Origin of the sequence: Sulfurimonas autotrophica DSM 16294, from assembly GCF_000147355.1 — a bacterium.
Lineage (GTDB): Bacteria > Campylobacterota > Campylobacteria > Campylobacterales > Sulfurimonadaceae > Sulfurimonas > Sulfurimonas autotrophica.
In genome coordinates this window covers 1,504,853-1,517,872 of the sequence record NC_014506.1, presented here as the reverse complement: position 1 = coordinate 1,517,872, position 13,020 = coordinate 1,504,853, and the positions used below count along the sequence as shown (strand labels likewise).

Sequence of the window (13,020 nt, the reverse complement as noted above, 5' to 3'; positions counted from 1 at the left end):
GCATTTTATAGCATTTTAGAAAGATAGAACCATCCCTGCCAAAGTGCAGCTGAAGATATTCCGGCTGCAAAACCTGCAACAATATCATCACCCATAACGCCGACACCGCCTTTTGCTTCGCGGTCTATTCTGCCGATAATTGAAGGTTTTGTAATATCGAAATATCTAAAAAGGACGAAAGAAAGCAGCGACTGAATTAAAAATCCGTTTTGCAGATTCATTATCTCACCAATTGCAACACCTGCAGCAGGCGCAACACTGAGCGCGAACCACATACCGGCAAGTTCATCTATGACTATTCTTTGGTCATCATGGTTCCCTGACTCTTCTTCATATTTGTTTATAACCTTAATGGCAATAATAGAAATAAGCAGTGCAGCCAAAAAAAGAGTTGTCGCATCAAAATATATAAGTATTGCCATGCCCAGCGGCAGTGAGACTAATGTTCCCATTGTTCCAGGAGCTTTTGGTGAAAGTCCGCTATACCCTAATGTTAGAAAAAACCAGTTCATTGTATGTCCTTAGGTTAATGATGTTGTTTGATAAAGCTTCATAAGCTCAAGATAAAAATCTTTTTCATTATGCTCTTCGAGCAAGCCTTTTACAGGAAATGTGTCATAGTAGAGCTTTTCCAAATTTTTAAATCTGTTTGGAAAAAGTTTTGAGAGCAAAAATGATGAAATTTCTTTTCTGATTAAAACGGCAGGCGGTAACAGCCCGGCCTCTAAAAGTTCTAAAATTGAATCGGCATGATAAGAGATTTGATGATGTTGCCCATGCGGACAGGTGTTTTTACTTACAAGCGTTTTGCACTCGTCACAGTATACATATTCACTTGCAACTGTTATTTCAATATCTATGCCGGTTACTCTGTCTATAATCGACTTATTTGAGTTACAATCATAAAACATACCAAGACCTGCATGATTACGACCGATAGTAAGCCTGTCACAACCGTAATTTTTTGCAACAATAGCATCGATGATGATTTCATTGTATCCGGCAAAAATATAACTATTCTCAAGTGGAACAATTATCACACGATTTTTTGGCAGAAAATTATTTATAAAGTATTCCAGGGCTTCTTTTCTTATTTCATATTTCAAGTTTGCACTGTCATAAGGTTTGAGTAAAAATATAACAAGCAAGTCGGTATTTTCAAGTGTTTGACGAATGAGTCTTTCATGTGCGCGATGCAGCGGATTTGCACCCATTACTAAAGAGCTGGTGTGTTTTGTACCGATAAGCTCTTTTGCCTGTTGAATTTTGATTTTGTTTTTATCTTTTGTCTTGTGCAATATTGTATAGTTTCCGCTAAGAGCCCAATTACCGATTCTTTTAATGGTTGCCATAACTCCCGGATGCGTTAAATCGTCTGTACCGTAAATGTGCTTGACACGTTCTTTGGGATGAATTTTAAAAGTATCTTCGACTGTGAGTGTCGCAAATTCTTCTCCGTCGCAAATGATGCTGATCTCTTCATTTGGCTCCAATGCTTGGATGGTCTCTTCGTTCTTCTTTCCAGAAGGTGCCAATACGAAAGGAAAAGGAAAGGATTGTCCGTCTATGAGTCCTGTTTTTAAAACCTCTTGAAATTCTTTTTCATTCATGAGTTTTGTAACAGGAGCTAAAAGAGATTCAGAAACAAGTTCGAGTGCAGAGGCCGCTTCTTTATCTATAAAAAGTGTTTTATTTTTTCTTGATGATGTCATACTTTTTTCTCTTTTCCCATAAACTTTTACGGCTGATACCAAGTTTTTTTGAAAGTTCAGTATCCGGGTATTTATCTTGATAATTTAAAACAATAAATTTTACATAGTCTTCAATAGGCAGAATTTCACCCTTGTCAAAAACATTACTTTCACTTTTTATTTCTATGACAGGGTGGGCCACTTCTTCAATTTTATCACTACTGGCAATAATTGCTTTTTTACCTTCGATAAGATCACAGAAGCGTTTTTTATCACTTTTTTTGACTACTTGGTAGTCAATTATATATATGATTGAGTTCTGTGGGAGAGAGCCTATTTCATTTAGTGTTTTGGGATCGCTTAAAGAAAGAAAATGTATAGGCAGATTTTTCTTTTGAGCATATTCAAATGCAAATGCATCTGCATATTTTTGAAAATTTGATGAGACAAAAAGAGGCAGTTCTATGTTGTCCAAATCTTGTTCATGCTTTGTATTTAAAAATGAATGTGCAAGATATTTTTCATAAGCTTCATTGCGCTTTTTGAGTTTTTCATAATCTTGATAGTGGTCGATTTTTCGTACCAGTTCTTCAATCATAAATGGTTTAAGTATATAGTCTTTGGCTCCGGCACTTAGCGGTTTGGAGACTGTGTCATTGCTTATATATGAAACCATTAAAATAACAATAGAGTTTTTAAATGTTTCAATAACAGGATTGAAATCTTGTCCATTAATATTTGTTGAGAGAAGGACAACATCATAATTATTGCTTCCTATCGCATCTCTTGTTGATGTACACATTTCACATGTATGACCTAGCTCGCCTAATTTTGTTGCGATACTCTGGGCTAAATAAACTTCGTTTTCTATAATTAATATCTTCATCTTATCCTATCATCTTCCAGTTAAAATATTTTAAATTTGCATTTGCAATCACACCAACACCTTCTTCTCGACCTATAAAACCAAGTTTTTCTGTTGTTGTTGCTTTTACATTTACTCTGGCTTTGTCAATTTGTAATATCTCAGCAATCGTCTGTCTCATTTTATTTTTATAAGCACCAATTCTTGGCTTTTGTGCAGCTATTGTAATATCTACATTTATAATTTCAAAACCGTAATTATAGATTTTCGCTACGACTCTTTGGAGCAGTTCTTTTGAATCTATGCCTTTATAGGCTACATCATTATCAGGAAAAAGCATACCAATGTCACCCATCCCTGCAGCCCCTAAAAGTGCATCTATTAATGAATGAAGAGCTACATCGCCGTCACTGTGGGCTTTAAATCCGTACTCTGTATCTATTTTAACTCCGCCAAGATACATATCACCTTTATCATCAAAAGCATGAACATCAAAACCGTTTCCGCTTAAAATATCACTTGATGGTCCACTCAAACACGGCAGTTTGTTTAAATCTTGAATAAAGGTTATTTTATAAGCATTCTCATCCCCTTCTACAAATGCACGGGTGGCACCATAGCTTACAATAGCACTACTTTCATCCGTAAATTCTGTAGATGTTTGCAGGGCATTTTTGAGTATTTTAGTGCGGGAGAGTTGAGGAGTTTGGATTCTTTTCACTTTTTGTCTGTCTATTGTAGTGTTTTCGTAAACAATAGTATCTGTTACATGTAAATAAGGAACAATACAATCAGCATTTCCCTTTTTAGCGAGTATTCTTTGTAACAATTCTTCAGATATGCAGGCTCTGGCTATATCACTTACTAGAACATATTCGCTCTTTACATGTAATAAAGCATTTTTCAGAGATGCCTGTCTGCTATTGCCGCCTTGAACAAAGTCATAGTCTGCATAATTTTTCATAAATGCAATATCATCTTGGGATGCGACAAGAATGATTTTGCAAAAAAGTCCACTCTTTTCAAACTTGTCTGCTACAAATTGCCACAAAGGTTTGTGTTGTATACGCAGCCACTGTTTCTTAACAGTGGTATCAAAACGACTAGAACTACCGGCTGACAATAATATAAGTGTTAAATCAGACAAATAGTCTCCTACAATTTCAAAGTGTTACGAAATTATACACTCAAAAAGCTTTTTTTTATCTTGATTGTGTAAATTAGTCACTATTACTTTCAAACCTTACATAAATAATCCTATCAATTACTTTCCTTTATGTTAGATTAACTTTATTTGATTATATTTCCACTATATATAAAAATATAATATTGAGGAGAAGCTTATGAGATCTTCATGGGTAAAAGAGCGTGAGGGTGATTCTGTAAGAACACAGATGCACTACGCAAAAAAAGGCATCATCACGCAAGAGATGGAATATGTCGCAAAAATAGAAGATTTATCTCCTGAACTGGTTCGTAGTGAGATAGCTCGCGGTAGATTAATTATACCGGCGAATGTAAATCATACATCATTAGAGCCAATGGCCATAGGAATTGCAAGTAAATGTAAAATAAATGCAAATATTGGCTCTTCTGCAATAGCTTCTGATGTGCAGGGTGAAGTCCAAAAGATGCAGGTATCTCAACATTATAAAGCAGATACGGCAATGGATCTCTCAACCGGTGGAGATTTGGATGAAATTAGAAAAGCGGTTATTGCTTCTTCAAAGATTCCTATCGGAACGGTGCCTATTTATCAGATTTTACATGATGTCGGGAATAAAATAGAAGATTTAAGTATCGAAGTAATGCTTGAAGTTTTAGAGCGTCAGGCACAGCAGGGTGTTTCTTACTTTACAATTCACGCCGGTTTCTTGTTAGAGACGATGCCTAAAGTTGCAAAGCGTAAAATGGGTATCGTTTCTCGCGGTGGTTCGCTGATGGCTGCATGGATGATGCACTACCATAGAGAAAATCCTTTTTACAGTGCATTTGATGATATTTTAGAAATTTGTGCAAAGTATGATGTTTCTTTGTCTCTTGGAGATTCCCTTCGTCCCGGTTGTCTGGCAGATGCTAGTGATGATGCACAGCTTGGCGAGCTAAAAGTTCTTGGTGAGCTTACACTTAGAGCCTGGGAAAAAGATGTGCAGGTTATGATTGAAGGTCCTGGACATGTGCCTTTGAATCAGATAGAGCGCAATATGAAGATTCAAAGAGAGTTATGCCATGAAGCACCTTTCTATATTTTAGGGCCGCTTGTAACAGATATTGCTGCAGGATATGACCATATTTCTTCTGCTATCGGTGCGGCTGTTGGTGGATGGCACGGGGCAAGTATGCTTTGTTACGTAACACCAAAAGAACACTTAGGTCTTCCAAACGCTGATGATGTACGTGAAGGTATCATTGCTTATAAAATCGCAGCACATGCTGCCGATATTGCCCGTGGACGTAAAGGTGCAAGAGATGTTGATGATGCAATGAGCGATGCCCGTTATGCATTTGACTGGGAAAAACAGTTTGAGTTGGCGCTTGATTCTGAACGTGCTCGTGAGTACCATGATGAGACACTGCCTCAAGATGTATTTAAAGAAGCAGAATTTTGTTCTATGTGCGGACCGAAATTTTGTTCTTACAAAATAACACAAGAGATTATGGACAATCCTGAAGGAATTGAGCGAATCATTCAGGACAATAAAGACAAAGAAGAGGCGGAAGCTAAAGCTGAGGCTGAAGCTTTAGTATAAGCTTAAAAATAAATTGATTTTAAACAAGACAATATTTGTCTTATTTAGATATACTATAGTTTCAAATGAATAAATTAAATTAAAGGAAAGAATAATATGACTGAAGAAATCGTAAAATCAGCACTGTCTAAAGTTATGTATCCCGGTTTTACCAAAGATATCGTAACTTTTGGTTTTGTAAAAGATATAGTTGTTAATGGTAATGATACTAGTTTCACTGTTGAAATTACATCATCAGCACCAGAAGTTGCACAACAAATTAAAGATGAAGCAACAGAAGCTTTAAAATCAGCAGGAGCAGCAAATGTTACTGTAAATGTAAAAGCACCGCAAATGCCGAGAGAGAGTTCATCTCATGGTAAAAATATTGCTCCGCAAGTAAAAAACTTTTTAATGGTAAGTTCTGGTAAGGGTGGGGTTGGAAAATCTACAACATCTGTAAATATTGCTATAGCTTTAGCTGCACAAGGGAAAAAAGTAGGTCTTTTAGACGCTGATATTTATGGACCGAATGTTCCTCGTATGATGGGTGTTTCTGATGTGAAACCGGAAGTAAACGGAAATAAAGTACTTCCAATAAAAGCATATGGTATTGAGATGATGTCTATGGGTTCACTGATGGAAGATGGTCAATCATTAATCTGGCGTGGTGCTATGATTATGAAAGCGATTGAGCAGTTCTTACGTGATATTTTATGGTCAGAATTAGATGTTTTAGTTATTGATATGCCACCGGGAACAGGTGATGCACAGTTAACACTTGCACAAAGTGTTCCTGTAACTGCAGGTCTTACTGTAACAACACCACAGGGTGTATCATTGGATGATTCTCGTCGTTCATTAGATATGTTTAAAAAATTAAATATTCCAATTGCCGGAATTATTGAAAATATGAGCGGTTTTATCGCTCCAGATACTGGTGTTGAGTATGATATATTTGGTAAAGGAACATCTACACCAATGGCAAAAGAATTTGATACTCAAATAATTGCTGAGATTCCAATCGAGCCAAGTATTCGCACAGGCGGAGATGAAGGAAAACCTATTACTTTCGTAGATCCGTCTTCAGAGAGCGCAAAAAGATATATGAAGGCTGCTGAGTCTATCTGGAATACTATTGAAGAGATAAATGCAAACGGCGGAGTAGATAATCAGTCTGTTCAACCGACAACACCTCCTGGTGTAAGCGCATGTTCAACCGGTGGAGCTTCTGCATCAAAAGAGCAAAGTGGCGGCGGGTGCGGCTGCAGTTAGAAAGTTCAATGAACTTTCTAAGCTTTCTTAAATCTTCAGGTTTTGCCTGAAGATTTGAACCTATCTTAAATGTTCATCCTCTAACATTTCTGGCGTATATTCAACAATTTTATTTCTACCTGTAGTTTTTGCCACATATAATGCAGTGTCTGCATACTTAATACATTTCCAAATACTGTCACCGTCTCTAGGGAATTTTGCTATACCAATACTCATAGTTTTTTGTATAGTTTTGCCGTTGCCCACATCAAATGTCAGTTTTGCAAATTCAGAGTGTATTTTTGAAGCTATCTTTTGTGTTCCCTCATCTGTAGCATTGTGTAATAATACAACGAACTCTTCTCCACCATAACGAATAGCCAAATCAGACTCTCTGATACTGTTATGAAGTACTTCGCCTATTTTAGCAATGACTTTATCTCCTATATCATGACCATAGGTGTCATTAACTTTTTTAAAGAAATCAACATCAAGCATCATTACACTGTATGTTGTATTCTCACGTTTTGCTTGACTTGCAAAAGTATCTATAAACTCTTCTAAAAATCTTCTGTTATAAAGTCCTGTCATTGCATCTCTGAGTGAAGTGTCTCGCAGTTTAGACATTAGGATTTTACTCTCTATTACCGGTTTGGCAGCTTCAAGGTAATTTTCTATACTTTTGACAAAGGCATTGATTTTATTCAACTCATTTCTGTCTTTGGCAGTAATAGAAAGAACTAGAGAATTTTCATCATTAATAGTAAAAGGGATACATATATATTCCAGTCCTTCACAATTGCACTCTCGGCATAAATTAACAAATTCACTGGAAATTACCGTTGTATTTGTTCTATGTGCTCTACAAAGTGAAGCATCTGCATCTACTTCATCTTTACAAACACTTTTTCCATGTGAAATATAAATCAGTTTTCTTGTTGCTTTAAGTGTATCTATTTCATAAAATGCAAAATGTGAGAGTTCATATTTATTACACAGTACATCTACAACTCTTTGATATACTACCTCTTTTGTAGGATCATGTTCAATTGTCTTTTTAAATTTGTATATATCTGAGAGCTCGCCGATAATTGTTTTTGCTTCTTGAAGCGGGTCAGTTGAAGAGACACAGCCTTGAGGAATAAAAGTTGCAAGATTGTATTTTATGTCGCCGAATGTTTCTTGCATTTTTCTAAACAGAGTATTGAGCTGGTCTATAATATTTTTTGCATCACCTTTGACGCTTGTTGTAAACTCATGTGAAAAGTCTCCTTTATAGGCTTTTCTTATACCTTTTTGCATATTGGAGAAAAGTTTCATGTACGGTGTAATATAGTAGTTTATAAGAAATAAAACAACGATGATAAATACAAGATTGAGTGCAAGAATTTTCAGTATAGTAAACATTCCGGCGTTGCGCATATTTGTTATATCAAATTCCATACTGACTGCACCGAGCGTATCGCCGCGATTTACATTATGACATGATAAACAGTTGGGACCGTTGTTAACAGTTGCTTTATACGGAATTGTAATTCTCAGCATTGAGTTTTCAGTAGATTCGGTGATTTTTTGAACCGTCTTGCCTGTTTTTAAAACTTCTTTATCTATATCATCCCGTACCGTCTCACTGTTAAAACCATCGCCGTATTGCTCTATAACTTTGTCTGAACGTACAATCCATAAGTTTTTAATTTTGTCATTATTGGAGCTGATTTGGTTGAGAAAATAACCCCTTTTATCCATGATACCGTTCACCATATGCGCCGTTAATCCGTCTTTAACGATTGCTGCGGCCATTGTGGCTTTTTGTGTGGCACTTTTTATACTGTACTCTCTAAAGTTTAAAGAGATGTTTATAATTGTGGCAATGCCAAGACCTAGAAGCATTAGCGCAACAAAGAGTAAGAGTTTCGATTTAGTTTGCATAATATTCACTTATATTAGAAATTTAACTTTAGATTTTAGCAAGAATTAAATTAATTTAAAGTGAAAGAGTTATTTTTTTATCACATTTACTCTACGGTTACACTTTTTGCAAGGTTTCTCGGCATATCAACATCATTTCCAAGACGTATAGAAATTTCTAATGATAATAGTTGTACAACGACCATCATCTCAAAAAATTCAAGCATATAATGTTCATGCTCTTTTGTTTGTATAAAGTCATCTGCTTTGTCAAATTCCAAAGGACTGATGGCACAAATCGTCGAGTCTCTTGCACTGAGCTCTTCGACATTGCTTTTTGACTTTTCATATAGCATATGCTGGGGAAGCAGTGCGATGGTAAAAAGTTCCGGGTCAGCCAAAGCAATTGGACCGTGTTTCATCTCTCCACTTGGGTAACCTTCTGCATGCAGATAAGAAATTTCTTTGAGTTTGAGTGCACCTTCCAGTGCCAGTGGAAAGAAAACATCTCTGCCGATAAAGAAAAAACCATGTCCGTGCAGATAACGCTTTGAGAGTCTTTTAATCCTCTCATGCATTACATCACTGACACTTACACTGGCTGGAATATTACGCAAGAATTTTATCTGTTTTTCTATCTCACTCTCATCGAGTGATTTTCTTATCCGGGCTACATGTAAAGAGAGCATCCAAAAAACGGTAACCTGTGTAGCAAAAGCTTTTGTTGAAGCCACTCCTTTTTCTATGCCCGCACGTGTAAGTATAGAAGTGTCGGCGATGCGAACCATGGATGAGTTGTCTACATTACATATAACAAGCGTTTTAAGCCCTGCTTTTTTAGCCATTTTTAGTGTTTCTAAGGTGTCGGCAGTCTCTCCACTTTGTGAAATAACAATAAAGAGCGTATCTTTACTCATAATAGGAGAGCGATAACGAAATTCTGAAGCAACTTCAACAGAAGTTTTTACTTGCGAGTAACGCTCAAACATATAAGAAGCGGCAAGGGCTGAATGATAAGAAGTACCGCAGGCACAAAGTTTTATTTCATTAATGCCGTCAAAAAAGCCATCTTCAAGTTCATCAAAGAGTACTTCATTTTCACTCAAACGTCCAAGCAGCGTATCAGCAATAACTGCGCTTTGCTCGTATATCTCTTTTTCCATAAAAAATCTGTAGCCGTCTTTTTGTGCTGAGAGTTTATTTGTAGAGAGTTTTGTGAAGTGCGGCTTTTTTGTATGTCCCTCTTTATCATATATAACGATTGCTTCTTTAGTTACATAGCCATAATCACCATCTTCAAAGTAATTGACTTCACTGCATTGTCCAATAAGCGGTGTGTCTGATGAAGCAAAATATTTTTCATTCTCTTCATTGATGCCTACAAGCATAGGTGAACCGTTTTTGGCAAAAAAGATTTTCTCATCTTCGTTTTTTGTTACAAGAAGTATGGCATATGCACCTTTTAGCTCGGAAATTGTTTTTTTAAAGGCTTCAAAAGCGTTGTCTGCATACTGTAGGTTTTTTTCAAATTGATGTACGATGACTTCTGTATCTGTCTGGCTTAAAAAGACTACACCTTCATCAAGTAAAGCTTTTTTTAACTCTGCATAGTTTTCTATAATGCCGTTGTGCACAACATAAGAGTTGTGCCCTACATGTGGGTGAGCATTGAGTTCAGTAGGCTTACCATGTGTTGCCCAGCGTGTATGACCGATACCTACGGCAAATTTATCTGTAACAAAATCTTTGGTCTTTTCTTCAAGGTTAACAAGTTTCCCCACAGATTTAAAACTGGAAAATTCGCCATCACTGAGTATGGCAATTCCGGCAGAATCGTAGCCTCTGTATTCCAGTTCTTTAAGGCCGTCTAATAAAATTTCTTTTGTATTTTTTTTACCTATATATCCAACAATTCCACACATACAGAGCCTTTATTTTGTATTATCTGACAATAATTCATAAATTTTTTCGACATTATTACATATATCGTTTTGTTTTTCCATTAAAAAGCTGTCTCTTACTTTATGTTTGCTTGAGTGAATTTTTGCTGTAATGATATTTATATTTAATTCTTCAAATTTGTGCATTACATAAGCTAAAAGACCTATTTGGTTTGCAGTATGAATGGCAAGCTCGGCGTGGGTGAGAGAGTGTTCACAATCTATTGAAATTTCTTCTCTTTTTATGTTGACATTTTTGAGTTTTACTTCTTTGTCCATATCAAAAGCATTGTCTATAATATCTTGGACTTCAACAAGTACATTAGAGTCTACATTCTGTATAAATTCGATTTTAAAATATTTGATACTGTCAAAAAGTGTAAAAATTTCCATAGAAGCAACATTAAGGTGGGCTAATGTAGCAAGCAGGTAACTGATATTTAATGGGATTCTTCGATATATTTCTATACTTAGAGAGTTGACATTTTTTACTCTAAAGCTGTATTCTTTTGTTTCTTTGGCTATTTTTGCAATGTTAATAATATCTTGAGGTGAATGTTTAAAGAAAAAAAGATTTGACTCTATGGTTAAAATTTTTTTTTGCAATAAACTTGGCAGCTCTTTAAACTCATCAAGATTTTTAACCTTGGCTTCAATGAGGAGCCTTTTTTTTGCATCGGTAATTCTTCCCGTATTTTGGGCAATTTCGAGTGCACTGAGATACAAATCATACAACAGCTTAGAATTAAAAGAGTTGTAAATATCTCCACCTACACCGCTGATGTCTGCATAGGTGAGAATATACAGCAGTTTAAGATTTTTGGCATCACCTACTTTTGACATGAATTTGTACAGTGTCTTTTCATTGTGTATATTTTCTTTAAAAGCGACATTACTCATGAGTATATGTTGTTTTACGAGGACAACAGCTCTTTTTGTCAGCTCTTCATTGAGATTTATATATTTTGCAAATTGAACGACAAGTTTTGCACCAACTTCACTGTGGTCTTGCTTTCTGCCTTTGCCGCTGTCATGAAAAAATACTACAATTTTAAGTATCAGCTTCTCCTCTTCGTCCATTTCGTTATACAGAGCTTGTAAAAAAGGTTCTTTGATATTTTCGAGTGCCTGGACACATTTTATGGAGTGAATGTCTACAGGATAATGATGATACCCGTCAAATTGCGGCAGATGCATTACTTTTTTAAAGTTTTCAAAAAGTTCCGGCAGTATTCCCGCATCATAAAAAAGCTTTAAAAATGAAGCAATATGTGCTTTTTTGAAAAGCTTTTTTAAGAGTGCATAGGTTGTGTCTTCAAGAGGGTGTGAAATTTTGGTAATAGTAAATTGATGTAAAAAACCGGCATCAAAGCGGTAATCTTTGTCTTTTAGTTTTATAAGTAACTGTAGTAAGTCAGAGATTTCCTGTGGCTGGAGTTTAAAAGAAGCATAAAGTCTTGAATTGTACTCATAAAAACCTTTTTGGAGTCTGTTTCTTCGAAAAGCAGCTATATGTTTAGCATCATATATGAAAGGACGTACCATTTTTTTGACAAAAATTTGTGCAAAATTATTGATGCGCCATTGGGCTTCCAAAACTTTACTTGCAAGTTTTTTTTGCTCTTTAAAGCCTAAAAGTTTGCTGACCTGAGGAATATATTCTAAAAGGAGCCTGTCTTCTTGTCTGTTCGTGATAAGATGTAAGGCACTGCGGACTCTGTAAAGCAGCTCAAGCGCTATACGAAATTCTTTGTATTCTTCATCGCTAAAGACTGCGCCACTGAGTTCTTTTGTGCTGTTGATACCGTAGATTGTTTTTGCCACCCAGTAAATAAGCTGTGCATCTCGAAGCCCGCCGACACTCTTTTTTATATTTGGCTGCATAGAAGTCGGATATTTTTTTCTGCGCTCCTGCGCTTCTTTGATTTTAGCAAGAAGAAACTTTTTTTGCTCATGCAGACGAATTTTATTTAGCTCTCTTTGTGTTGCATGCCAGGTAAATGGGGAACCTGTAATGAGTCTTGATTCCATTAAAGAAGTTTTTATGGTGACATCTTCTGTGCTGGCTTTAAAAAGGTCATCTATTTCATGTACTCTGTGACCGAGTTTCATACCGGCATCAAGTGCAAGATAAAAAAGTTTTTCGATGATAAGTTCACAATTGTAACCCTCGACATCTTTATAAACTATAAGCAAGTCAATATCACTGTGCACACAAAGCTGCTCCCGTCCGTAACTGCCAAGGGCAACAATGGCAATAGGAATGGAACTTCGCATAGGCAGATAGTTTCCAAAAGCACGGCGCAGGACAGTTTTGTACATCAATTCTATAATGGAGTCAAGTTTTTTTGTATGACGTACCAAAAAATCTTTACCCTGATTTTTTGTAAACAACTCAGGCAAAGATTCTTTGTACTCTTTTATGTATTGTTTGAAGAGTTTTGAGAGTTCAAAGTCAGAACCTTTTTTTTCTATAACATTTTCTATTTCTAAAAGTAAATTCATATGATATTATATTGAATTTTTGATATAATTTATCTTTAAAATTTAAAATGCCTTTCGGAATCCAGGTTTTCAAAGGCTAAAGCCTGACTTAGAAAAAAACTAAATTTTTTTCTGTAACCTGGGCTGTG

9 protein-coding genes are annotated in these 13,020 nt (G+C 35.9%); 2 read left to right on the top strand and 7 right to left on the bottom strand.

Annotated elements, in window-relative coordinates:
* Nucleotides 1-5: 5 nt before the first annotated feature.
* From SAUT_RS07730 to SAUT_RS07715, 4 genes are read right to left on the bottom strand one after another with little or no spacing between them, the layout of a single operon-like run.
* Nucleotides 6-512, bottom strand: coding sequence for a phosphatidylglycerophosphatase A family protein (locus tag SAUT_RS07730; protein ID WP_013327328.1), 507 nt, complete (start codon nt 510-512; stop codon nt 6-8).
* Between the two features lie 9 nt (nt 513-521).
* Entirely contained in the window at nt 522-1,712 is a 1,191-nt protein-coding gene (locus SAUT_RS07725; RefSeq protein WP_013327327.1) for a hypothetical protein, read from the bottom strand.
* Complete coding sequence (locus SAUT_RS07720; protein WP_013327326.1) at nt 1,690-2,577, bottom strand: response regulator; 888 nt, start codon at nt 2,575-2,577, stop codon at nt 1,690-1,692. Before SAUT_RS07720 ends, SAUT_RS07725 begins: the two co-directional genes overlap by 23 nt.
* 1 nt (nt 2,578) lies before the next feature.
* Nucleotides 2,579-3,703: a bifunctional 2-C-methyl-D-erythritol 4-phosphate cytidylyltransferase/2-C-methyl-D-erythritol 2,4-cyclodiphosphate synthase gene (locus SAUT_RS07715; RefSeq protein ID WP_013327325.1), complete on the bottom strand. Its 1,125-nt coding sequence runs from the start codon at nt 3,701-3,703 to the stop codon at nt 2,579-2,581.
* 196 nt (nt 3,704-3,899) lie between these two features.
* Here SAUT_RS07715 and thiC point away from each other — a divergent pair, with 196 nt between their 5' ends.
* Together thiC and SAUT_RS07705 are read left to right on the top strand one after the other, a co-directional pair.
* A complete protein-coding gene (gene thiC, locus SAUT_RS07710) occupies nt 3,900-5,306 on the top strand; it encodes a phosphomethylpyrimidine synthase ThiC (protein WP_013327324.1) in 1,407 nt (468 codons plus the stop codon).
* Between the two features lie 96 nt (nt 5,307-5,402).
* Nucleotides 5,403-6,560 carry an Mrp/NBP35 family ATP-binding protein gene (locus tag SAUT_RS07705; RefSeq protein WP_013327323.1) on the top strand — a complete coding sequence of 386 codons (1,158 nt, stop codon included), beginning with the start codon at nt 5,403-5,405 and terminating at the stop codon, nt 6,558-6,560.
* 60 nt (nt 6,561-6,620) lie between these two features.
* Here SAUT_RS07705 and SAUT_RS07700 read toward each other — a convergent pair whose 3' ends face one another.
* The 3 genes from SAUT_RS07700 to SAUT_RS07690 all read right to left on the bottom strand — a co-directional run bounded on the left by SAUT_RS07700 (nt 6,621) and on the right by SAUT_RS07690 (nt 12,892).
* Nucleotides 6,621-8,468, bottom strand: a complete 1,848-nt coding sequence (locus SAUT_RS07700) for a GGDEF domain-containing protein (RefSeq protein WP_013327322.1) — start codon at nt 8,466-8,468, stop codon at nt 6,621-6,623.
* Between the two features lie 86 nt (nt 8,469-8,554).
* Nucleotides 8,555-10,369 carry a glutamine--fructose-6-phosphate transaminase (isomerizing) gene (glmS, locus tag SAUT_RS07695; protein WP_013327321.1) on the bottom strand — a complete coding sequence of 605 codons (1,815 nt, stop codon included), beginning with the start codon at nt 10,367-10,369 and terminating at the stop codon, nt 8,555-8,557.
* A 9-nt stretch (nt 10,370-10,378) separates the two neighbouring features.
* Nucleotides 10,379-12,892, bottom strand: coding sequence for a [protein-PII] uridylyltransferase family protein (locus SAUT_RS07690; protein ID WP_013327320.1), 2,514 nt, complete (start codon nt 12,890-12,892; stop codon nt 10,379-10,381).
* Nucleotides 12,893-13,020: the final 128 nt, after the last annotated feature.

What these genes read in the sequence shown, in the direction of transcription:
- SAUT_RS07725 (WP_013327327.1), bottom strand. Translation starts at nt 1,712, where the DNA reads ATGACATCATCAAGAAAAAATAAAACACTTTTTATAGATAAAGAAGCG.
- SAUT_RS07705 (WP_013327323.1), top strand. Translation starts at nt 5,403, where the DNA reads ATGACTGAAGAAATCGTAAAATCAGCACTGTCTAAAGTTATGTATCCC.
- SAUT_RS07700 (WP_013327322.1), bottom strand. Translation starts at nt 8,468, where the DNA reads ATGCAAACTAAATCGAAACTCTTACTCTTTGTTGCGCTAATGCTTCTA.
- SAUT_RS07690 (WP_013327320.1), bottom strand. Translation starts at nt 12,892, where the DNA reads ATGAATTTACTTTTAGAAATAGAAAATGTTATAGAAAAAAAAGGTTCT.
- SAUT_RS07720 (WP_013327326.1), bottom strand. Translation starts at nt 2,577, where the DNA reads ATGAAGATATTAATTATAGAAAACGAAGTTTATTTAGCCCAGAGTATC.
- thiC (WP_013327324.1), top strand. Translation starts at nt 3,900, where the DNA reads ATGAGATCTTCATGGGTAAAAGAGCGTGAGGGTGATTCTGTAAGAACA.
- SAUT_RS07730 (WP_013327328.1), bottom strand. Translation starts at nt 512, where the DNA reads ATGAACTGGTTTTTTCTAACATTAGGGTATAGCGGACTTTCACCAAAA.
- glmS (WP_013327321.1), bottom strand. Translation starts at nt 10,369, where the DNA reads ATGTGTGGAATTGTTGGATATATAGGTAAAAAAAATACAAAAGAAATT.